The organism is Comamonas sp. A23, from assembly GCF_004522605.1.
Taxonomy (GTDB): domain Bacteria; phylum Pseudomonadota; class Gammaproteobacteria; order Burkholderiales; family Burkholderiaceae_C; genus Comamonas; species Comamonas thiooxydans.
This window is the reverse complement of record NZ_RSDT01000005.1, coordinates 296,882-317,364: the sequence shown is the minus strand read 5'-3', so window position 1 is coordinate 317,364 and position 20,483 is coordinate 296,882. Positions and strand designations below refer to the sequence as shown.

The window sequence follows — 20,483 nt, the reverse complement described above, 5'->3', positions numbered from 1 at the left end:
TGGCTGCGCCAGCCGCCTGTTTCTCTTTGTTTTCGTTGGATGCTCAAATCGCCCAGCGCAGACCCGTAGCCGGCACGCCAGGCCAGCTCGACAATCCGGTTGCCTGTTCTGACTCGGGCTTTTGCAGCACGCGATCCAGAATGCGTGTCTCCAGCGCGGCAAAGCGGGCATCGCCATGCACACGCGGACGCGGCAAATCGATGCGCTCGTCGAGCGCAATGCGCCCGTCCTCGATCAGCACCACGCGGTCGGCCAGGGCCACGGCCTCCTGTACATCGTGCGTGACCAGCAAGGCCGTGAAGCCATGACTGCGCCACAGACCTTCGATGAGGCGGTGCATCTCGATGCGCGTCAGCGCATCAAGAGCGCCCAGCGGTTCATCGAGCAGCAGCAGTCGCGGCTGGTGAACCAGGGCACGGGCCAGGGCTACGCGCTGGCGCTGGCCGCCAGACAGCCGCGCCGGCCATTCGTTTTCGCGGTCAGCCAGTCCTACCTGCGCCAGCACCTTGCGGCCGCGCTCGCGTGCCGAATCAGGCAGACCCAGAATCACGTTGTCCAGCACCCGCTTCCAGGGCAGCAGACGCGCGTCCTGAAACATGATGCGCGTATCCCTGTTCTGCCGGCGCTGCTCGCGCGCATCGCGTGCATCGATCAGCAGTTGCCCGGCACTGGCTTCCTCCAGCCCGGCCACAAGGCGCAGCAAGGTGGACTTGCCGCAGCCGCTGCGCCCAACGATGGCGATGAACTCGCCCGGCCGGACATCGAGCTGCACCTGTTTGAGCACTTCACGCTCGCCATAGCGCTTGGTCAGCTGCAGCGTCTGCAGATGCACACCCTGGGCCGCTTTCTGCTGCACATCCGGCTGCTTGCTGCTGCCCTGCTGCTCTTCTTCCGCTCCCTTGGTCCGCTGCCACAGCTTTCCACTCGCCTGCAAGGCCTCGGCCTCGTCCCAGGAAGCCTCCCAGGCCACCAGCGGCTGACGCGCATTCAGCGCACCTGCACCCACCAGCGACTGCGTCAAACGACTCCACAAACTACTCATCGCAAGCTCCTCTCATTCTTTCCACCAAGCCCCAAAAAGCGCACTACCCAGGCCAGAGACATCCAGCAAGAGCCGTCTCGCAGCGAGGATGTCGTCCCCCTCCCGAAGAGAGAGGGGGAAGCCGCGCAGCGGCTCAGGGGGAGTCACCCCTGATACCCCGGATGCCAGCGCAGCCACCAGCGCTCCAGCGAACGAGCAAACACATCGGCCAGCTTGCCCAGAATTGCGTAGAGCAAGATGCCCACCAGCACCACATCGGTCTGCAGGAACTCACGCGCATTCATGGTCAGGTAGCCGATGCCTGCCTGGGCCGAGATGGTCTCGGCCACGATCAGAATCACCCACATCAGCCCCAGCGAAAAACGCAAGCCCACGAGGATGGAAGACAGCGCTCCCGGCAAGACGATGTCGCGATACAGCTGCCAGCGCGTGAGGCCGTAGCTGCGGCCCATCTCGATCAGACCAGGGTCCACGTTGCGAATGCCGTGAAAGGTGTTCAGATAAATGGGAAAGAACACAGAGACGCTGATCAGAAACAGCTTGGCCGATTCGTCGATGCCGAACCACAGAATGACCAGCGGAATCAGCGCCAGCGCAGGGATGTTGCGCACCATCTGGATCGTGGAATCGAGCAGCGTCTCGGCCCAGCGCAGCGAGCCTGTAAGCAGACCCAGCAGCAGGCCCAGGCTGCCGCCAATGGCCAGCCCCGCCAGAGCACGCCCGGCACTGACCTTGACATGGGTCCATAACTCACCCGACTCTGCCAGAGCCCAGGCTGCACGCAACACATCCAGCGGTGCGGGCAGCACCCGCGTGGACAGCCAGCCATAGGCCGATGCGGCCTGCCAGGCAGCGATCAGCGCGACCGGCAACAGCCAGGGCAGCAGGCGCAAAGCGAACTGACGCGCCAGCAACTCAAGGCGCGGCACCGGCGGGCTTGCAGGCTGGGCAGCGGATTGCAAGGTCAGCGTTTGAACATCACTCATACACTCTCCTTCAGCTTTGCGACACTCGGACCTGCTCGCGCTCCGAAGCGGCTGCTCCCGAAGCAGCGGCTCGCGGCGAGTACAGATTGGCCACGGTCTCGCCGAAGGGGCCGCCGGGGTTGCCACCGCCGAGCTTTTCCTGCACGTTGACGGGCAGCAACGGGAAGACCAGTTCGGCAAAGCGATAGGCTTCCTCGAGATGCGGGTAGCCCGAGAGCACAAAGGTGTCTATGCCCAGATCGGCATATTCCTTGATACGGTCGGCCACAGCCTGGGCGCTGCCCACCAGGGCCGTGCCCGCACCGCCACGCACCAAGCCCACGCCGGCCCACAGATTGGGGCTAATCTCCAGGTCCTTGCGGCTGCGCTTGGTACCGCCCGCATGCAGCTGGGCCATGCGGCGCTGGCCTTCGGAGTCCATGCGTGCAAACGCAGCCTGGGCCTGCACCACGGTCTCGTCCTTGAGGCGGCTGATCAATCGCTCGGCGTCGGCCCATGCCTCTTCATCGGTCTCGCGCACGATCACATGCAGGCGGATGCCGAACTTGACCTGGCGGCCACGGCGATCGGCCTTCTCGCGCACATCGGCAATCTTTTTGGCGACTTCGGCCGGTGGCTCGCCCCAGGTCAGATAGGCATCGACCTGCTCTGCCGCCAGCTCATGGGCGGCAGGCGAAGAGCCGCCGAAATACACGGGTGGATAGGGTTTTTGCAGCGGCGGGAACAGAAGCTTGGCACCCTTGACCTGCAGATGCCGACCTTCGAAATCCAGCGACTTTCCCTCATGGCTGCGTGCCAGAATCTCGCGCCAGATCTCGATGAACTCGGCCGATTGTTCATAGCGCGTCGCATGATCGAGAAACACGCCATCACCCTCCAGCTCGGCCTGATCGCCGCCGGTGACCAGATTGATCAGCAGCCGCCCCCCGGAAAGCCGGTCGAAGCTGGCTGCCATGCGAGCAGCCAGGCTGGGCTGATGCAGACCGGGACGCACGGCCACCAGGAACTTGAGGCGCTTGGTGACGGGCAATAGGCTGGACGCCACTACCCAGGGATCTTCGCAGGAGCGGCCCGTGGGAATCAGCACGCCTTCGTAGCCGAGGCTGTCGGCCGCCACGGCCACCTGCTTGACATAGTCATGGCTCAGCTGGCGTGCGCCTTCGCTGCTGCCCAGGTAGCGGGCATCACCATGGGTGGGAATGAACCAGAACACTTGCATGACGAAATCTCCTTGAACCTGACTTAGAACCTGGATGCCACGGGGGGCGTGATGGATGAAGCAGCAGGGCTAGCCTGGCCATGGCCGGCGTATTCCGCCGCTGTGGGCTGCCAGACGATGTCGACCACCTTCACCTGGCGTGGAATCACGCCCAGACGAAAAAAGGTATCGGCCACGCGCTGCTGCTCGACCACGATGGCGGGATTGAGCAGCGTGGTCGGCGAGCTGGGCCTGCGGCCGATAAAGCGGCTGACCACATTCGCCTCCAGACCGCTGAAAGCGGCCAGCAGTTGCACGGCCTCCTTGCGCGAGGTCTGCACTAGCTGATCGGCGCGCGTGAGCTCGTCGAACAAGGCCTTGATGAGCTGGGGATGGTGCTCGACCAGGCCGCGCGAGGCCAGATAGAAAGAGTTGTTGCCCGACAGCCCTTCGCCGCTGGTCAGCACGCGCGGCCGGATGCTCAGCTCGGTGGCCGCATAGAATGGGTCCCAGATGGCCCAGGCATCTACGCTGCCGCGTTCGAAAGCGGCACGCGCATCGGCCGGAGCCAGATACACGGGCTGAATGTCGGCCCAGGCAATACCCGCCTTGTCCAGCGCACGCACCAACAGGTAATGGGCGCTTGAGCCTTTTTGCAGCGCCACGCGCCGGCCTTTGAGGTCGGCCAGGGTTTTCAGCGGCGAATCGGCGAGCACCAGAATGGCCGAACTTTCAGGCTTTGGCGGCTCGGCCCCTACATAGCGCAGATCCTTGCCCGCAGCCTGGGCAAACACGGGCGGCGAATCGCCGGTCAGGCCAAAGTCCAGGCTTCCGGCCGACAGCGCCTCCAGCAACTGCGGCCCGGCTGGAAACTCCAGCCAGCTGATCCTGGTGCCTGGAAAGCGCTTTTCCAGAACGCCATGCTGCTTGAGCACGACTAGATTGACGGCCGACTTCTGATAGCCGATGCGCAACTGGGCCGGAGCCGCAATAGCCGGCACAGGCTGGGCCAGTGCATCGTTGGCGTAATACGCGGCCAGGGTCCAGCTGAAAGCCGTGGTACCCAGCAGTTGCAGAGCCTGGCGACGGCCGCGATGGAAACGGGGTGAAGAGGATGCTGGACTCATGGCAATGACCTTTTCATGAATCAGCGGCTGGCCAGCAAGTCCACGGGCGCGGCATGCAGCAAATTGAGCTTCTTGGGGATCAGCTTGAGATCGAAGAAGGTGTCGGCAATCCTTTGCTGCTCACCCAGGATTTCGGCATTCACGGCCTTGGTGCCGAACTCGGCGCGGCTCAGGTACAGCTCGGTCACGGCGGTGTCCAGGCCCAGGATCTGCGACAGCTCTGCCGCTGCTGCGCTCTTGTTCTTGCTGGCCCAGGCATCGATGGCGGCAATTTCCTCGATCGCGATGCGCAGCACATCGGCATTGCGGCTCGCATAGTCACGCGAGGTGAAGTAGTAGGCGCGGTTGTTGACCACGCCCTTGGCATCGGCCAGCAGGCGTGCATCCAGAGCCTTCTGGGCCGAGGCCAGGAACGGGTCCCAGATCACCCAGGCATCGACCGAGCCTTTCTCGAACGCGGCACGCGCATCGGGAGGAGCCAGAAAGACCGACTGCACATCGCCGTACTTGAGGCCATGCTTTTCCAGCAGCTTGACCAGGAAGTAATGAACATTGGAGCCCTTGTTGTAGGCAATGCGCTTGCCCTTGAGGTCGGCCACGCTGCGGATCGCCGAGCCCTTGGGCACGATCACCGCTTCCAGACCGGGGCGCGCCACCGTGGCTCCCGCATAGACCAGGGGCGCACCGGCGGCCTGGGCAAAGATGGGGGGAGCCTCGCCCACATCGCCAAAGTCAATCGAGCCGACATTGAGCGCTTCCAGTTGCACAGGGCCGGCATTGAACTCAACCCAGCGCACGGCCACGCCCAGCGGGGTCAGGCGCTTTTCCAGCGTGCCGCGATTCTTGAGAATCGACAGCCAGCCTTTTTGATGGCCCACGCGCAGCACGCGCTGCCCGCCTGCCGTGCCACTGCCCTGCTGCGCATGCAGTCCGCCCGAGGCCAGGGCCAGCGCCGAGGCTGCCGTACCCGCCAGCCACTGACGGCGTGTGGTGCTCAGCAGTTGCGACGAAATAGCCGACGAAGTGTTGTTGCGATCGGTCATGAAAAATCAATCCTTGGAGCTTGCCGTCCACACACTTCAGGCGCACTTTGGCCTGATTTCAGGCGCAACTTGGCCTTCGCAGCGCGGGGACTGCTATCAAAAACAGAGACATGGAGAAATAGGCGCCGCCCCATCAGTGAGACGGCAAGCAAGGGCCGCCCCGCAGCGATGCTGCCGTCCCCCTAGGGGGAAGCCGCGTAGCGGCTCAGGGGGCGTTGGTTCAAACGCTACATCGCACGTCGGAGAACGCGATGCTTTCAAAGTCATTGGCTGCGGCCCATTGGGCACTGCGGCGCAGATCGGTGGCCAGCAACTGGGCTGCATCCTCGACGCGCTCGGCGATCTCGGGAGCCAGGCCATAACTGCCTTCAGGCAGCAGGGGCACCCCCTGGTCGGTGGCATAAATGCCGGGCAGTATGTGGCGTGCGCCAAGCGACTGCAGCACGGGGCGCAGCGCATAGTCCAGCGCCAGCATATGGTGAGGGCTGCCGCCAGTGGCCAGAGGCAGTACCAGCTTGCCCTTGAGCGCCGCCTGCGGCAGCACATCGAGAAACACCTTGAGCAGGCCACTGTAGGCCGCCTTGTAAACGGGTGTGGCCACAACCACCGCGTCGGCCTGGGCCACTCTATCGGTCACGGCACGAATCTCGGGGTGATCGAAGCGGGCATGCAACAGGGCTGCAGGGTCCAGCCGGTTGAGCTGCAGCACGGGCTCTGTGCTCAGGCCCTGTGCCTGCAGGCGGGCAGCCACGGCATTGAGCAGGGCACTGGAGCGCGAGGGCTGCGAGGGGCTACCGGCAATCAGCAAAATCGACATGGCTTGGCTCTATCTTTTAGTTATTGCAAAGACAGGAGCACTCATCGCGCCCCCGTCTTTCGTTTCACTTATTTCTTGGTATAGATCTGATCAAAGCTGCCGCCGTCGGCAAAGTGAGCCTTGTCTGCCGCTGCCCAGCCGCCAAAGGCCTTGTCGATGGTGAACAGCTCCAGCTTGGGGAACTGGCCGGCAAACTCGGCTGCCACCTTGGCATCGGTCGGGCGATAGAAGTTCTTGCCGGCAATGCGCTGTGCTTCCTCGGAGTACAGATACTTCAGATAGGCCTCGGCCACGGTACGCGTACCCTTTTTATCGACCACCTTGTCGACCACGGCCACCGAAGGCTCGGCCAGGATGGACAGCGAAGGCGCGACGATCTGGAACTTCTCGGGGCCGAACTCCTTGAGTGCCAGATAGGCTTCGTTCTCCCAGGCCAGCAGCACATCACCCAGGCCGCGCTGCACAAAGGTCACAGTGGAGCCGCGCGCGCCGGTGTCCAGCACGGGCACGTTCTTGTAGAGTTTGGTGATGAAATCCTTGGCCTGTGCATCGCCGCCGTACTTGCGCTTGGCAAATTCCCAGGCTGCCAGATAGTTCCAGCGTGCACCACCCGAGGTCTTGGGGTTGGGCGTGATCACCTGAATGCCGGGCTTGACCAGATCGTCCCAATCCTTGATGCCCTTGGGATTGCCCTTCTTGACCAGGAACACGATGGTGGAGCTATACGGCGCGCTGTTGTGCGGCAGGCGCTTTTGCCAGTCGGCCTTGACATTGCCGTTCTTGACCAAGGCATCGATATCGCCTGCAAGGGCCAGCGTGGCCACATCGGCCTCAATGCCGTCGATGATGGAGCGCGCCTGCTTGCCCGAGCCGCCATGCGACTGCTTGATGGTCACATCCTGGTTCTGCGCAGCCTTCCAGTGCTTGGCAAACGCCTGGTTGTAGTTCACATATAGCTCGCGTGTGGGGTCGTAGGAAACGTTGAGCAGTTGAACGCCGGTTTGTGCAAAAGCGGGCAATGTGGGCAGAGCCGAGAGGGTCAAGCCAGCAATCAGACCGGCAGCCAGAGGAAACTTGATAAAGTTGCGACGATTTTTCATTGGACTGTGTTCTTGGAGTGAATGGTTAACGGGCTTCTGCCCCGTTGCTGTGCATTCTTGAGCCGCATTCTTAAAACTCAAACTACTAAGATTTCAGTTTGTTATTACCCAAACATCTGAAATCAACCAAGAGGACCCTACACATGGCACGTACCGTTCACTGCATCAAGCTTGGTCAAGACGCTGAAGGCCTGGATTTCCCTCCTGCCCCTGGCGAGCTGGGCAAGCGTATCTATGAAAGCGTGAGCAAGCAGGCCTGGGCCGACTGGCTCAAGCACCAGACCATGCTGATCAATGAAAACCGCCTGAACCTGGCCGACGCCCGCGCCCGCCAGTATCTGGCTCGCCAGATGGAAAACCATTTCTTTGGCGGCGGTGCCGATGCCGCAGCCGGCTATGTGCCTCCCAGCGCCGAGTAAGTTCTTCTGACTCGGACACCAAGCCCCGTGGCCCCTGCCCCGGGGCTTTTTCATGTGTGAATGCACTGCCGTGGCGACGAGGTCACGCGACTAGTCCGGATGGGGCCGCCCTCTCCTTATGCCCGGCTCCATCCGTTACGTCCTCCCGACGCCCCAGCCCACAAGAGATACCTGAAAATCCGCATCCTGCGACAATTCGCCTCGCTTGCGGCCCGCTCCATTTCAATGCCACGGCCCCGACCGTCGCTACCGAGCAGCTGATCGGCTCCCGCGCATTGCTCCTGGCCGGGCTGCTCTCGCGCGAACCACACCCGCGCTGACACATCCATCGTCCATGGCTCTCGACCCCTTCACCCTGCTCGTACTCTCCGCGGCCATGGCCGCCGCCTCGGCGCTGTATCTGGCTGCGGAATGGAGCAGCGTTCGCGAACGCTCCCTGCTGCTCTGGAGCGCGGGGTTCACGATCATCGCCGTGGGCAGCGTGCTGGCCCTGCTGCGTTCCAGCGGCTATGTACTGTTCGGCATCTGGTTCCCCAACGGCTTGCTGATCGTCGCCCACTGGCTGTTCCTGGCTGGCGTTGCCGGATTCACGCGCACCCGGCTGCCGCGCACCTGGTGGCTGCTGGCCGTCGTCTGGCTGGCGATGCTGTTCCTGCCCGACGGGCCCTGGTGGTCCAAGACGATGCTGGGCATCCAGTCGCTGCTGATTGCCGTCATCACCTTGCGCGCCGGCCTGCTGCTGCGCCCACATGGCCGAGCACTGAGTGTGGGTGCGGCGCAGCTGCGTTTCGTCCTGCTGGCACACGGCCTGTTCTACCTCGCCAAGGCCGGTTCGGCCGTGGCGCCGGACGCCTTCGTCAACCTGGCCAGTTTCCGAGGCGTGGTGATACTGGTCTCGCTGGTGGAAGGCGTGATGGCGATCATGCTGCTCGCGATGTCCATGACCGGCACCGAGCGCCATCGCCGTGAAGAGCGTATCGCGCAGATCGCCGCCCGCGACCCGTTGACCGCCCTGGACAACCGCCGAGCGCTCTATCTGCGCGCACCCGAGCTGCTGCGGCAGGCCTCGCCAGCCAGCCCCTGTGCCCTGCTGCTGATCGACATTGACCACTTCAAGCAGGTCAACGACCTGCATGGTCACGATGCCGGCGACCGCCTGCTGGTGACCCTGAGCGACCTCATCCGCGGCTTGCTGCCCCATGGCGCGCTGGCAGCGCGACTGGGCGGGGACGAGTTCGTGATTCTGCTGCGCAGTGTCTCCGGCGCCGTCGTACAGGAGCTGGGACAGAGTCTGCGCGAGTCGTTCGCACAGCAGGCGCGCGCCATGTTCGCAACGCCGGAGCCAGTGTCCCTGAGCATCGGTGCGACCTTGTTCGACCAGTCCGAGACCGAGCTGTCACATTGGCTCAAGCGGGCCGACGAAGCCCTCTACGCATCGAAGCGCAAGGGACGGCACCGGATGGAACTCGCCCCGCTTCCGCCAGGGCGGCCGCAATGATGCTCCCATGGCCTCGGCAGGAGCCAGTGCGACGGCCCGGATGTACTTCACCTTCGGCGGTGCCCTGGCCCCATTGTCGTCACCGTGATGCTTCTCAGAGGCTAGGTATGTCTGCTTCTAGCAGGCTGCGGCTGTCGCGCCCCTGCCAGATCCTGCCATTGATGCGCATGCCTGCACAGCCGAATGCTGTGCGCAGCGGCAGACGCAGCGACTGAGAGTCGGTCACTTTTCAGACGTTGAAGCGGAAGCCTAAATGGCCATCGGCCGGGAAGCCTCGTCCCTGCTGGCTCTCCACGACAAAAGAGGCGTGGCGAGGCTCTGGCACCCTCGGGAAGCCCCCCTTGATTGCGTGGGGGTATCGCATGCAGTCACGGAATCATAAACCAGCCCAGCCCAGCCCAGCCCAGCCCAGCCCAGCCCAGCCCAGCCCAGCCCAGCCCAGCCCAGCCCAGCCCGGCATGCGAAGCCAAGGGCGCAGACCGCAAGACTAGGACATGAGCTAGACCGCATTGTTGCCCGACAAATCAAAGCGGCTCGGGTGAGATGCATGGCGTTGGGCCCATGGCCCTATTTTCTGGAGCAAACGCCATGCACGTCCCCCCGCCCCACTCCCTGACCAAGGAATTCGCTACCCCCTCTGCCCTGATGCTGGATCCCCGCCTGACGCCCTTGGACCGCAACGGCTGGCAGGTATTGAACATGCTCAAAGGGGCAGATGACCTGAGCCCGCTCACCAGCTATAACCAGCTGCGCCGGTACCTGACCACCGCTCCCCTGGGGCAGCGTGCAGGCTTTGCAACCGCAACCCGCACTTTGCTGATGTTGCGCCTGACCGGATGGGTCAGTCTCGTTGGCCAGTGGCGTGCCCCCTGTCTGGGAGCGTTCTCGGCGAGCTGTTCCAAGTTCACGACACCCTGGTCCGATTCCGCCAGACCTGCGCCTTGGATGCCGGCTATGTGGCGCTGGTCCAGCGCGCTCTGGAATCCGGGAATGGCATGGTTGACCGTGTTGCCAACCACGTCCTGGCCACTTGAGGCCACGCTCAACCTAGCCCATTGGCCCGCCTTCGCGGCTTGCGACCCTGACCACGAGGCGAGCGGAGGTCCGCGGTCGCCGAAAGGCAAGGGTGCAGGGGGAATAAAGGCCCCGGCCCCGCTACCGCCGCCGCGAGGCTGAGATGCCGAGTGGGCATCAATGGTTCGCTACACCGGAGCTCGCCGGTTTGGTGTTGGACTGCTTCTGCGCTCCAATCCGGTCCGCGCGCCCTCTATTAATTGGTCCCCGCACAGCCCGGTCTAGCAGACGCCTCATTGCATCAGCATGACGCTCAAGGCCGACGCTCGTGAGCGCGGGATTGTGCGCCCAGATCCTGGCTCGTGCTGGAGACGCACGCACGAAAACTCATGGTCGGCGCCTGCGTGCTACGTGCGCCAGTCAAACCCCGGGCTTTGCGCGAACCATTCCAGGGCTTGCTCCCGTAGTGCAACCGCAAGCGGCGTGTCGCAACGACCGCGTGGCTGAGCAAGCACGATGTGCTGCAGAGGCAATGGGTCGGCTATAGGGCGGATCGCCAGCGCTTGCCCATCATAGCTGTGATCTCCAAATGGCCTGGTATACGCAACTGCTACGCCGAATCCGTTGGCGACCAGGCCGCGCTGCAGCTCGAAGGAATACGTTCTGCTGACGTTCTGGGGCTGCAACCCATGGAAGCGGAATAGATCCAGAAAGTGCTGCGAGCTGTAGGCTTGCTCTGTCAGTACCAGCGGATATTCGCAGAGCTGCTTCAGGCTGACTTCGCTGTGGCGCGCGAGTGGGTGTTCGATCGGCAATAGCGCATGGGCCGGCAACTCGCAAAGTACTGTGCTTTGGATGCAACTAGGCAACCCAAGGTCGTAGCTCAGCGCTGCATCCAGGTTGCCATTGCTCAGTTGCTTGCTGATCTGGTCGAAGCCATATTCACGAATCGTCACCTCGATACGCGGATGTCGCTCTTTGAGCCCGCGCAGCAATTTGGGCAAGCAATACGGCGCCAGATCCTCAAAACAGGCAAGTGTGAGTTCGCCTGCCAGCGTGTCGTCGTCGTTGGCGAGGTTCTCCAGTTCACGCACGTTCGCCACAATCTGCTGAGCTTTCTCCATAGCCAGGCGACCAAAGGGCGTCAACGTCACACCCTGGCCGCGCTGCCGGACGAACAGTACCTGTCCTAGGTGCTCTTCCAGCTCGTTGAGTGCGGCTGAAACCGCCGGCTGCGACACGTTTAGACGCTCGGCCGCCTGGGTGATATTGCCGTGCCGGGCGACTCCCAGGGCACAGCGGATATGGCGCAAGGTAATCTTCATAAGGAATTCCGAGGAGCCTGATCGGAATATATTATTTTATTTTAGGTGATGCCTGGGGAATAGTCCGGCTGTGGTCGCCGTGATCATGGTGACCGTAACGCAGGAGTCCCTATGAACACGACTGTTACCCCTCTGGTTTCGGCCTCGGATATCGCGGCGTTCCAACGCGACGGTGCGATCTGTCTACGTGGCGCGTTCAAGGATTGGATCAGGTTGATCGCTGACGGCATCGAACGCAATCAACGCGAGCCTGGTCCTTACGCCACCAACGTCGTCGCCACCGGCGAGCCCGGTGGCTTCTTCGATGATTACTGCAATTGGGAACGCATTCCCGAGTTCTCCACCATCGTCCGCGAATCGCCGGCCGCCGCCATTGCTGCGTCGGTCATGCAGTCGCCACGCGCCCAGTTCTTTCACGACCATGTCCTGGTCAAGGAGCCGGGGACTCAGAAACCGACACCCTGGCATCAGGACATTCCCTACTACTTTGTGGACGGCGAACAAACCGTCAGCCTGTGGATTCCGGTCGACCCGGTACGCGAGGCGACCTTGCGCCTGATCGCAGGCTCCCATTTGTGGGAACAGTGGGTACTGCCTCTGCGATGGAAGGACGACAGCAACTTCTACGACGACGTGAGTCGCTATCGACCGGTGCCCGATCCAGATGTGGAGCCTGGGATGCAGGTACTGGAGTGGGAAATGGAGCCGGGGGACGCGGTGTTGTTCGACTTCCGCACCGTGCACGGCGCTCGCGGAAACCTCAGCCCGGCCCGCCGACGCGTGCTGTCCCTGCGCTGGCTCGGCGAGGACGCACACTACGCCGAACGCCCCGGCCGGACTTCGCCGCCATACCCCGACCACGGTATGCAAGCGGGGCAGCGTCTCCGGGAAGATTGGTTCCCGCAAATCTGGCCTACCGCCTGACCACTTCACCTAAAAAACGACAAGAGCCTGGCAGCGTCTCAGCCGACGACCAGGCCGACCATCATTGCTGAGGAGACAACCATGTCGTGCCCAACGATCTTGCCTGAAATACATGAATTGATGCCGCCCATGGTCGCGCTGCGACAGCATCTGCATGCCCATCCAGAACTGAGCTACGAAGAATTCGAAACCAGCCGCCTGGTGGCCGAGAAGCTGCGAGGCTGGGACCACGGATTGGCCGGCACGGAGGTCGTTGCCACGCTGCGCAAGGGCCGTGGTAGCCGAACCATCGGTCTGCGCGCAGACATGGATGCGTTGCCTATCGTTGAAACCAGTGGCCTGCCGTATGCGAGCCGGCATGACGGGAAAATGCACTCCTGTGGCCATGACTGGCATACCGCGATGCTGCTGGCTGCGGGTCAATGCCTGGCTGAGAACGTCGACTTCAACGGCACAGTCCGCCTGATCTTCCGGCCTGCCGAGGAAGGACACGTGGGCGCGCGGAAGATGATCGAGGATGGCCTGTTCGAGCTGTTTCCGTGCGATGCGGTGTTCGCTATGCACAACTGGCCGGGATTGCCCGTAGGCAAGTTCGGATTCCTTGTCGGGCCGTTCATGGCCTGTGCCGACACGGTCACCATCCGCATCAACGGCCGCGGTGGCCACGGCGCCATGCCCCAGGACACGGTAGACCCGGTGGTGGCTGCGGCCTCCCTGGTCATGGTGTTGCAGACTGTGGTCGCACGCAACCTGCCTCCCTTGGACATGGGGGTCGTCGGTGTTGGCTCCATCCATGGCGGCAGCAGCTCGACGGTTGTGCCGACCTATGTCGAACTGGCTGTGACGGTCCGAGCCTTGAAGGAAACGACCCGCCAACTGTTGCTGCAACGCATCGAAGCGCTAGCTCACGCACAGGCCGAGTCATTCGGTGCGACCGCCGACGTCTCGGTCAGCTCCAACGCCTTCCCGGTGCTCTACAACCACCCGCAGGAAACCACCCTGGCGCGCTCGGTAGCCCTGGAGTGGCTAGGCGAAGAAGGACTGGTCGCAGACATGCAGCCGATGACGTGCAGCGAGGACTTCTCCTTCATGCTGCAGGCCTGTTCTGGCTGCTACTTGATCATGGGCAATGGTGAAGAAACTGAGGGGGGCTGCCTGCTGCACAACCCCGACTATGACTTCAACGACGCGAGCCTGCCCTATGGCGCCAGCTACTGGGTGAAGCTGGTGAGCGCCTATCTCGATCCGGCTGACTGATCCAAGCCTCTGGATGTCGTTCCGGTCGGGCCACCCCAGGTCCGGCCGCTCGTGGATGCGTATCCCTTGTCTGCAAGGAGAATGTCATGGCCTTTCTTTCGCAATCCTTGGCGCCGGTTGCGGCGTCGCATATGAGTGCTTCTCGCCGGCGGGTGATCGTCGGCACCACCATTGGCAATGCCCTGGAGTTCTTCGACTTCACGGTGTTCAGCTTTCTGATGCTGTTCATTGGACCGTTGTTTTTCCCTGCCGCCTCCAGCTACGGCCAGTTGCTGCTGACCACCGCCACTTTTGGCGTGGGGTTCCTCATGCGCCCGGTGGGCGCGTTGCTGATTGGCTCCTATGCCGACCGCTTCGGCCGCCGCTCGGCCATGACCCTGACGCTGTTCATGATGGGGTTGGGTTGCGGCATGATGGCGCTGACACCAACCCACGCCCAGATCGGCATGGTCGCGCCGCTGGTCATCGTGCTGGCGCGCCTGATTCAGGGCTTCGCGGCTGGCGGCGAGGTAGGCGCGGCGACCACCTTGCTGGTCGAACATGCACCGGCTTCACAGCGCGGGTTTTACGCCAGCTGGCAGTTCGGCAGCCAGTCCCTGGGGATCTTCCTTGGCGCGATCATGGTTGCCGCCCTCGTGGAAGGCCTCAGTCAGCAGGCGATGAACGAGTGGGGGTGGCGGGTGCCGTTCTTCATCGGCATGCTCACCGCCCCTGTAGGCTGGTACATTCGCCGACGCCTGGAGGACACGCTTGTAATCGGTTTGTCGACCAGTCGCAGCCAACAGGCCAGAGCGCGCGCGGCAAGCAGCAGTCCGCTGCGCGAGCTGTTCGGCTGGCACAAGCTGACGCTCCTCAAGAGCGTGCTGCTGATGTTGGGGGCCATGGTCTCGACGCAGATCATCGCCTTCTACATGCCGGCCTATGCCGCCAGGGTGCTGGGCCTTCCAACCACCTCAAGCCTGCTCGCCAGCGTGGTGGTGGGAGCGGTCTGCTTCCTCCTGTCGCCGCTAGTGGGCTGGCTGTCCGATCGCTGCGGACGCAAGCGGGTGATCTGCATCTCGCGGCTGTTGACGCTGGTGGTGATCGTGCCTTGCTTCCAATGGCTGAACGCAGGCCCCAGTCTGCACAACCTGCTGCTGATCATCGGCCTGCTGTCGGTGCTGCTGACCCTGCAGACGGTACCCGGCATTACCATGCTGCCCGAGATGTTCCCGAAGTCGGTGCGCACCACCGGTATGGCGGCGGCCTATGGCATCGGCGTTTCGGTGTTTGGTGGCTTCGCCCAGTTCTTCGTCACCTGGCTGTTGCAGGTGACACAGCAACCGCTGGCTCCGGCCTGGTACATGATGGTGACCGTGGCCATGTCCACCGTAGTCTTGCTATGGATTCGCGACCGCACCGGTGAGGACATCGACAGAGGGGCTAATCAGGTGGGTAGCTGATCTATTGGGGCGTGGAACTGAAGGGCATTCAGCTCCACGCCGGTTAGGATGAAGCTATGTGGCCCGGTAGCTGAAGCTGGCTTCTGGGTACGTCACTCCGTTGGCCTGCAGTAGACTGGCCTGATACGAACAATCAGGAATCCGTTCTACATCGAGGCCTGTATCAGCGAATTGCAGGAGCGTGGAAGTTGGTCGAGAGCCGTTTCAGTGCCCATTCCATGGTGGAGGGAAAGCTGCTGCGTGAAGTCGTACAGGCGGCCTCACTCAGAGCGGTTGACACGACCCGGTGAACCAAGGGTTTGCGGTTGAGACGAGACGCGAAGCCGCAGGCAGTCAAGAACTACGACAAGGCGAAGCAACGACGTATCAAGGGCTGTATCAGTGGCTCTTGGCAAAGGCTGACACATTGGCGCGGTGAGTCGGCCGCGACAGCAGCTTTGCAGAAGTTGCTGACAGAGTGGACGCTCAGGCCTGCACTGAACCGGACAGGGTCTGGCCGCGAGGTTCTAGAAAATACTTGAGCGGAGGGGCTTGAAACCGTAAGCCTACGGCAGTTTCCGTTCCTGGATACCGATAGCTCAGCTCGAAGCCTTGGTCAGTTGCTGCAGCTCAAGTTGCCTGGCAGCACTGGCTTCGAGGTTTGCACGCTCTTCATCCAGATAGCGATAAATGCTTTTGAGGTCGGCGATTTTCTGTCTGATCTCCGCCATCTTCTTTTCAATGAGCTTGGCGCCGTCAGCACAATCGATCGTCTTGTTCCGCTGTGCATCCAGAATCTGCCCTATCTCCCCCAGCGAAAAACCCATGCTTTGCGCGCGCTGGATGAAGTTCAGATCCTGCAGAGTTTGGGCAGTGTAGACGCGATAGTTGTTGGTTCGTCGCGTCGGCGAGATCAGGCCGATTTGCTCGTAGTAACGCAAAGTATGGCGGCTGGCGCCGCTGCGGGTCTCAAGTTCGCCGATTCTCATGAAAATACCGCTTGACTATAGAGTTAGGTCAACACTCTACATTTGATTTCTCACCTTACCAAGGAGCAGGAGAATGAGCGTGGAGTGCTTTGTCACGGGAGGGACCGGTTTCATCGGTCAACATTTGCTGGCGAACCTGAGTGCCAAGGGTCACACCGTCCGGGTGTTGATGCGTCGCCCAGAGCGACTGGCTGCACTGCGAGAGCAAGTCGACAATCTGGGAGGGACTGCAACCCGGATATTTGCCGTTGCTGGCGACCTTGAGCGCGACAACCTCGGACTGAGTCCTGCCGACCAAGCAGTGCTAAGGCAGGCCAGAGTCGTATTCCACCTGGGTGCCCACTTCGCTTGGGGGCTTTCATTGGAGCATTCTCGTGCGGTCAATGTAGAAGGGGCAAAGCGCGTGGCGCTGCTGGCGGCTGCGCAAAAGAGCCGCTTGGTGATGATCGGCGGCTACATGCTGAAGAATCATGAACATCTGCTGCGCATCGGAATTGACCCTCGTCATCCAGAGCTGACGAACTGGCCTGCCGTCTACCGGCACGTCGGTGCTTACGAAGCGAGCAAGCTGGAGGCACACTTTGCAACCCTGCAGCTCATGTCCGCCGAGGGCGGGGAAGTTACCGTAGTTCACCCCGCGACGGTCTGTGGCCACAGCCGTACCGGGCATATCCTTGACGGTCAGCCGCTGGTGACACTGATACGCAATCTTGCGCAGGGAAAGCTGGCTGCAGTGCCCGGTAGCGCCGAGCATTGGCTCCCACTGGTCACCGTGGATTACCTGGTCGAGTTGGCGGCGGCTTGTGCTTTCGATCCCGCCATGGTGGGCAAGGAACTGCTGGCACTCGATGACCAAAGCCCCAACTTGCAGGAGCTCCTGGGACAGGTGGCACAACCCATGGGCTTGAAGCCTCCCAGGCATCACATTTCCCTACGCTTGCTGAAGCTGCTGCTGAGTATTCCTCCCGTCGCGCGGTTCTTGAATACAGACGCCGAAGCCTTGGACTTTATCCAGACCACTCGCTTTGATACAGCGGCGGTCGAGCAATTTGCCAACAGGCATGGAATAGCCAAACCGGATATACGCCAGTCATTGCGGCACACTGCAATGTTCGTAAACTCATATTGCGTAGCCCAGGACAAGGCCGCCTGACTTATTCCTTGGGGCACCAAACAAGATCAAGATCCGAGGTGGTCGTAGGGAGCAGGACAGCGCGGTCTCGGGCATGCCGCAGATGTGCGCTTGCAAATGCCCACAAGGGTCTGCTGCACCATTTCGGCACACACGAAAGCAGTCATCCAAATGATGTCGGACATGACAACAGATCGCATGGCCGGTCTGGGATGGAATCGATATTCAAGGCCGACCGACAAGACGGTTATCGGCAAGAGAGTTCATCCCCGCGGCAAATTGGATGCGCACCCACGACAGCGGCCATAAAGCGTAATTTCATGGCTGTCTACCAGAAAGCCAGGTGGCGCCATAGGTGCTCTCAAATTCGGACTCGGCCACCAGAAGGTCAGCGAGAACAACCCGTTTGACTATGTGAATCGTGGCTCCATCTGGTTGGAAACGCAATGCAACGTCCGACTTCAACGGTCCGCGCGAAGCCTCCTGGCAACTCAAGTACGACATGGACCTGAACTCAGTCGCCCCCCCTGAATTGAGCGCGGCCTACACCAGAGGCTCCGACGCCGTGTACGCTAGCCATCTCGGCTATTCGGCAACCAATGGCAAGCACTGGCTCAATCCCCAAAGCACGCATTCGACGCGAACGACACATCAGCCGGCGACCGCTTTCAGGGCATGAGTGAAATGGAGGTCTTGGTCATAAGCCGTCGCCGGAGGCAGGCGAAACTGGCGCTCAGCGCAGGTATCGGATAGCGGTGAGGAGGTACATGCAACCGAGGGGGAGCAAGCGATCTTCATCCGAAATGAGAAAAGATGATCCACCCCCGCTTGGGAATTACTATCAAGCCAGACTCATGCCCAGTTGCATAGAAGGAGCCTGGTTCTCTCAAGGCCTCATTGATATCGCGCTCCATTTCGGAGGGAATATCCGAGCACCCCTCGTTCATACCGGTCAGCCAGCCGTTTCGAACTATTTCGTCCTTCGGCTCAATGTAGGGTGTTTCCTTCCAGTCACTGTATTCACGAGCTTTATGCCGCCTGGCCTGCTTGGCTTCTCTTAATGCATCAAGCCCGTTCGCGCGAATGTGTTCCAGCGATAGTCCATCCATTTTGTAGATAGCTGCTCCGCAACCTTCTCTGAAGCCGCCGCTGTCTTCGACAAACAGTAGTTCTTCAACCTCGATCGCCTGAGGTAGGTAGCCTTCGTACCAGTAGCTGTTGAAGCTTGCACAGCCTCGGGTTGCAAGGAGGAACGCAGCCACAATTGAAAGTGCCATCAAACTGAGCTTCATTGCGCCTCTCATATCGCCCCAGGGTAACCCTTCAGTCAAGCCGACCCGCATTCTGCGGTCGGCCTACATAGTCCGCTAGGCACTCCATGTCCGTATCCTTGTACCTGGCCGATCATGCCAACCTCCAGACGCCTTGCAGCGATATATCGCCGGTCACCTTCAATGACGACGGCTACTACTGGTTCCTTTACCGCTACTTTGAATCAGCAAACCTCGAACGCCACAAAGGTGAGCTGATTGATCTTTACGGTGGCGGTGTCATCGAAGGCTATCAACTGCATCGCCTTCGCACCGAGCTCGAGCAAGCAATGCAGGATGTCGCGCATAAGCCGGATTCCTGGCTGGTTCTCGTTGGCTGGCAGGGCGGGAGCGTTTGCGTCGAGACTGAAGACTGGCACAAAGTCGAAAAGCTCGAAGTGCTTCACGTCATCACTTCGCTCCTCGCACTCATCTTGTCAAGCTCCCCTACGCGAAAGATTGTCTGCGATGGAGACTGAAGCGCCTAACGTCGAACATCAATAACTGTCTGCATTGGGCTGAACTGCGACTGTCGCAGTCTGGCCAGGAGCTGACGTTCGTGAATGCCTGTTCCCAGAGCATGAACTTCACGCCTCTGTTGACTCAGTTTCCAGTGAACGAGTTTCTGCAACGGAAACCTGCATGTACGCGGATGCCAAAGGCGCTCCGCGTGGACACGACCCAATCCGGCGCTATGCCGTGGGAAATCGCTCCGCGATGTCTTCGAGTGGCATCCGCAGTGCGTTGGTCAGATAGCTGACTGTTCGATAGAACCCTGCCAGCATCAGGAGTTCCATCAAGGCGTTCTCGGGGAAGGTGGCACTGAGGCTCGCCCAGAGTTGGTCGTCGATATCGCAGTGCGAGTGCAGTGCATCACAGACGCGAATCAGCAGTTTCTCCTCGTCGCTCCAGCAGGCATCTGCCGCCGAGCCGAGAACGGTCGAGCGAACCTGCTCGTGAGTGAGTTCGGCCAGCTTCGCAAAGCCGGTTACGTGGACCCCCCATTCGTATTCAGAGCGACACAGGGCCGTCGTGCGGTCAATTACGATTTCCCTTTGCCGTATTGTCAAATGACCGCGATCCAGCAGACTGCCGGAGAAGAACTTCCTGGCCAGACGAGGATCGCGGGCCAAGGTCGCGAAAAGCCATAGCGGCGGGCGGCCCTTCATGGTCTTGTCGATGCGCTCCGCAATATCGGACTCAAAGGGGGGTTGTGCGGGGGCGATGCGTGCTGTCATGTATTGCCTTCCAGAAAGTGCAGGTTGGAGCAACCGCCAACCGGTGCCCCTAACCTGAAGTTCAGGCTATATTGCGTGCTGTATAAAGTAAAGCACGCGTATGACACCCGTTATTGACAAACCAGTCCGAGGCTCCAAGTCAGGACGACCCCTCATGGTCGTCCTGGATCTGCTAGGAAGACGGACTACACTGCGGATTCTTTGGGAGTTGCAGTCCGGCTCGCTGACGTTCCGCGCTTTGCTGGACGCTTGCGAGACAAACACCCGTCTATTGAACATTCGACTCGGCGAACTGCGTGAGGTGGGCTTGGTGGATCACGCGGAGGGGGGTTACCGGCTCACGGAAGAAGGCAGGAAGCTGGGAAGTGCCCTCAAACCCCTGACACAGTGGGCCGATCAATGGGGGCATCGGATGCGAGATCAGACCAAAGCCGACGCTGCGGCCTCTGATTCTGCCGACTAAACTGTGGATTTTCCTCAGATTTCGTGCAGGTAAAGGAAGGCATCCTCTGCGCATCTAGCACTGAACCTGCTCTTTTGGAATTCTGCTTAGGAACTGCAGACATCGGCTGCCAAAGCGCTGAGGCGGTGACCAGCCCCAAGCAGCAACCTGAGAGAAAGCCATCCAGGTCTGCCCCCGGCC

At 61.3% G+C, this 20,483-nt stretch carries 20 protein-coding genes; 9 read left to right on the top strand and 11 right to left on the bottom strand.

Annotated features, from left to right (window positions below; genetic code table 11):
• Positions 1-43: 43 nt before the first annotated feature.
• The 7 genes from EIC84_RS14425 to EIC84_RS14395 all read right to left on the bottom strand — a co-directional run bounded on the left by EIC84_RS14425 (position 44) and on the right by EIC84_RS14395 (position 7,313).
• On the bottom strand, positions 44-1,042 hold the full coding sequence (locus EIC84_RS14425; protein WP_034362298.1) for an ATP-binding cassette domain-containing protein: 999 nt from the start codon (positions 1,040-1,042) through the stop codon (positions 44-46).
• Positions 1,043-1,185: 143 nt separating this feature from the next.
• Entirely contained in the window at positions 1,186-2,028 is an 843-nt protein-coding gene (gene ssuC, locus EIC84_RS14420; protein ID WP_003066538.1) for an aliphatic sulfonate ABC transporter permease SsuC, read from the bottom strand.
• Between the two features lie 10 nt (positions 2,029-2,038).
• Positions 2,039-3,247: an FMNH2-dependent alkanesulfonate monooxygenase gene (ssuD, locus tag EIC84_RS14415; protein WP_003066540.1), complete on the bottom strand. Its 1,209-nt coding sequence runs from the start codon at positions 3,245-3,247 to the stop codon at positions 2,039-2,041.
• A gap of 23 nt (positions 3,248-3,270) precedes the next feature.
• A complete protein-coding gene (locus tag EIC84_RS14410) occupies positions 3,271-4,353 on the bottom strand; it encodes a sulfonate ABC transporter substrate-binding protein (RefSeq protein WP_003066542.1) in 1,083 nt (360 codons plus the stop codon).
• A 20-nt stretch (positions 4,354-4,373) separates the two neighbouring features.
• Positions 4,374-5,396: a sulfonate ABC transporter substrate-binding protein gene (locus tag EIC84_RS14405; protein WP_003066544.1), complete on the bottom strand. Its 1,023-nt coding sequence runs from the start codon at positions 5,394-5,396 to the stop codon at positions 4,374-4,376.
• 220 nt (positions 5,397-5,616) lie between these two features.
• On the bottom strand, positions 5,617-6,213 hold the full coding sequence (gene ssuE, locus EIC84_RS14400) for an NADPH-dependent FMN reductase (RefSeq protein WP_003066546.1): 597 nt from the start codon (positions 6,211-6,213) through the stop codon (positions 5,617-5,619).
• A 68-nt stretch (positions 6,214-6,281) separates the two neighbouring features.
• The gene (locus tag EIC84_RS14395; RefSeq protein ID WP_003066547.1) at positions 6,282-7,313 is read right to left on the bottom strand and encodes a sulfate ABC transporter substrate-binding protein; all 1,032 of its coding nucleotides are present in this window, start codon (positions 7,311-7,313) and stop codon (positions 6,282-6,284) included.
• Positions 7,314-7,456: 143 nt separating this feature from the next.
• On the opposite strand from EIC84_RS14395, the gene EIC84_RS14390 reads away from it, so the two are divergent.
• Together EIC84_RS14390 and EIC84_RS14385 are read left to right on the top strand one after the other, a co-directional pair.
• Positions 7,457-7,732 (top strand): oxidative damage protection protein, encoded by a 276-nt coding sequence (locus EIC84_RS14390; RefSeq protein WP_003053502.1) that lies wholly within the window; start codon positions 7,457-7,459, stop codon positions 7,730-7,732.
• A 334-nt stretch (positions 7,733-8,066) separates the two neighbouring features.
• Positions 8,067-9,230: a GGDEF domain-containing protein gene (locus tag EIC84_RS14385; RefSeq protein WP_003066550.1), complete on the top strand. Its 1,164-nt coding sequence runs from the start codon at positions 8,067-8,069 to the stop codon at positions 9,228-9,230.
• A 1,421-nt stretch (positions 9,231-10,651) separates the two neighbouring features.
• Here EIC84_RS14385 and EIC84_RS14375 read toward each other — a convergent pair.
• Positions 10,652-11,569, bottom strand: a complete 918-nt coding sequence (locus tag EIC84_RS14375) for a LysR family transcriptional regulator (protein WP_003066554.1) — start codon at positions 11,567-11,569, stop codon at positions 10,652-10,654.
• A 111-nt stretch (positions 11,570-11,680) separates the two neighbouring features.
• Between EIC84_RS14375 and EIC84_RS14370 the strand changes: the two genes are divergently transcribed.
• The 3 genes from EIC84_RS14370 (at position 11,681) to EIC84_RS14360 (ending at position 15,192) form a co-directional block, all read left to right on the top strand.
• Positions 11,681-12,493 carry a phytanoyl-CoA dioxygenase family protein gene (locus EIC84_RS14370; protein ID WP_003066557.1) on the top strand — a complete coding sequence of 271 codons (813 nt, stop codon included), beginning with the start codon at positions 11,681-11,683 and terminating at the stop codon, positions 12,491-12,493.
• A gap of 81 nt (positions 12,494-12,574) precedes the next feature.
• The gene (locus tag EIC84_RS14365; RefSeq protein ID WP_034362300.1) at positions 12,575-13,750 is read left to right on the top strand and encodes a M20 aminoacylase family protein; all 1,176 of its coding nucleotides are present in this window, start codon (positions 12,575-12,577) and stop codon (positions 13,748-13,750) included.
• A gap of 86 nt (positions 13,751-13,836) precedes the next feature.
• Positions 13,837-15,192 (top strand): MFS transporter, encoded by a 1,356-nt coding sequence (locus tag EIC84_RS14360; protein ID WP_003066561.1) that lies wholly within the window; start codon positions 13,837-13,839, stop codon positions 15,190-15,192.
• 578 nt (positions 15,193-15,770) lie between these two features.
• Here EIC84_RS14360 and EIC84_RS14355 read toward each other — a convergent pair.
• Positions 15,771-16,160 carry a MerR family transcriptional regulator gene (locus EIC84_RS14355; RefSeq protein ID WP_003066563.1) on the bottom strand — a complete coding sequence of 130 codons (390 nt, stop codon included), beginning with the start codon at positions 16,158-16,160 and terminating at the stop codon, positions 15,771-15,773.
• A 73-nt stretch (positions 16,161-16,233) separates the two neighbouring features.
• On the opposite strand from EIC84_RS14355, the gene EIC84_RS14350 reads away from it, so the two are divergent.
• Positions 16,234-17,313, top strand: a complete 1,080-nt coding sequence (locus EIC84_RS14350; RefSeq protein WP_003066565.1) for an SDR family oxidoreductase — start codon at positions 16,234-16,236, stop codon at positions 17,311-17,313.
• 481 nt (positions 17,314-17,794) lie between these two features.
• On the top strand, positions 17,795-17,971 hold the full coding sequence (locus EIC84_RS26340) for a hypothetical protein (protein WP_237704462.1): 177 nt from the start codon (positions 17,795-17,797) through the stop codon (positions 17,969-17,971).
• A gap of 115 nt (positions 17,972-18,086) precedes the next feature.
• Here EIC84_RS26340 and EIC84_RS14335 read toward each other — a convergent pair whose 3' ends face one another.
• A complete protein-coding gene (locus EIC84_RS14335; RefSeq protein WP_003066567.1) occupies positions 18,087-18,584 on the bottom strand; it encodes a hypothetical protein in 498 nt (165 codons plus the stop codon).
• Between the two features lie 86 nt (positions 18,585-18,670).
• On the opposite strand from EIC84_RS14335, the gene EIC84_RS26185 reads away from it, so the two are divergent.
• Positions 18,671-19,081 (top strand): hypothetical protein, encoded by a 411-nt coding sequence (locus tag EIC84_RS26185; protein WP_034362302.1) that lies wholly within the window; start codon positions 18,671-18,673, stop codon positions 19,079-19,081.
• Between the two features lie 213 nt (positions 19,082-19,294).
• Here the strand turns inward: EIC84_RS26185 and EIC84_RS14325 are convergent, their stop codons facing one another.
• Positions 19,295-19,840: a carboxymuconolactone decarboxylase family protein gene (locus EIC84_RS14325; protein ID WP_003066570.1), complete on the bottom strand. Its 546-nt coding sequence runs from the start codon at positions 19,838-19,840 to the stop codon at positions 19,295-19,297.
• 100 nt (positions 19,841-19,940) lie between these two features.
• On the opposite strand from EIC84_RS14325, the gene EIC84_RS14320 reads away from it, so the two are divergent.
• Positions 19,941-20,303 (top strand): winged helix-turn-helix transcriptional regulator, encoded by a 363-nt coding sequence (locus EIC84_RS14320; protein WP_034362304.1) that lies wholly within the window; start codon positions 19,941-19,943, stop codon positions 20,301-20,303.
• Positions 20,304-20,483 lie beyond the last annotated feature (180 nt).

Bases quoted from the DNA above. Each gene is read 5' to 3' on its own strand.
- EIC84_RS14390 (WP_003053502.1), top strand. From the start codon at position 7,457: ATGGCACGTACCGTTCACTGCATCAAGCTTGGTCAAGACGCTGAAGGC.
- EIC84_RS14325 (WP_003066570.1), bottom strand. From the start codon at position 19,840: ATGACAGCACGCATCGCCCCCGCACAACCCCCCTTTGAGTCCGATATT.
- EIC84_RS26340 (WP_237704462.1), top strand. From the start codon at position 17,795: ATGGACCTGAACTCAGTCGCCCCCCCTGAATTGAGCGCGGCCTACACC.
- EIC84_RS14395 (WP_003066547.1), bottom strand. From the start codon at position 7,313: ATGAAAAATCGTCGCAACTTTATCAAGTTTCCTCTGGCTGCCGGTCTG.
- EIC84_RS14370 (WP_003066557.1), top strand. From the start codon at position 11,681: ATGAACACGACTGTTACCCCTCTGGTTTCGGCCTCGGATATCGCGGCG.
- EIC84_RS14375 (WP_003066554.1), bottom strand. From the start codon at position 11,569: ATGAAGATTACCTTGCGCCATATCCGCTGTGCCCTGGGAGTCGCCCGG.
- ssuD (WP_003066540.1), bottom strand. From the start codon at position 3,247: ATGCAAGTGTTCTGGTTCATTCCCACCCATGGTGATGCCCGCTACCTG.
- EIC84_RS14425 (WP_034362298.1), bottom strand. From the start codon at position 1,042: ATGAGTAGTTTGTGGAGTCGTTTGACGCAGTCGCTGGTGGGTGCAGGT.
- EIC84_RS14360 (WP_003066561.1), top strand. From the start codon at position 13,837: ATGGCCTTTCTTTCGCAATCCTTGGCGCCGGTTGCGGCGTCGCATATG.
- EIC84_RS14405 (WP_003066544.1), bottom strand. From the start codon at position 5,396: ATGACCGATCGCAACAACACTTCGTCGGCTATTTCGTCGCAACTGCTG.
- EIC84_RS14365 (WP_034362300.1), top strand. From the start codon at position 12,575: ATGTCGTGCCCAACGATCTTGCCTGAAATACATGAATTGATGCCGCCC.
- ssuC (WP_003066538.1), bottom strand. From the start codon at position 2,028: ATGAGTGATGTTCAAACGCTGACCTTGCAATCCGCTGCCCAGCCTGCA.
- EIC84_RS14320 (WP_034362304.1), top strand. From the start codon at position 19,941: ATGACACCCGTTATTGACAAACCAGTCCGAGGCTCCAAGTCAGGACGA.
- EIC84_RS14385 (WP_003066550.1), top strand. From the start codon at position 8,067: ATGGCTCTCGACCCCTTCACCCTGCTCGTACTCTCCGCGGCCATGGCC.
- ssuE (WP_003066546.1), bottom strand. From the start codon at position 6,213: ATGTCGATTTTGCTGATTGCCGGTAGCCCCTCGCAGCCCTCGCGCTCC.
- EIC84_RS14410 (WP_003066542.1), bottom strand. From the start codon at position 4,353: ATGAGTCCAGCATCCTCTTCACCCCGTTTCCATCGCGGCCGTCGCCAG.
- EIC84_RS14355 (WP_003066563.1), bottom strand. From the start codon at position 16,160: ATGAGAATCGGCGAACTTGAGACCCGCAGCGGCGCCAGCCGCCATACT.
- EIC84_RS14350 (WP_003066565.1), top strand. From the start codon at position 16,234: ATGAGCGTGGAGTGCTTTGTCACGGGAGGGACCGGTTTCATCGGTCAA.
- EIC84_RS14335 (WP_003066567.1), bottom strand. From the start codon at position 18,584: ATGAAGCTCAGTTTGATGGCACTTTCAATTGTGGCTGCGTTCCTCCTT.
- EIC84_RS26185 (WP_034362302.1), top strand. From the start codon at position 18,671: ATGTCCGTATCCTTGTACCTGGCCGATCATGCCAACCTCCAGACGCCT.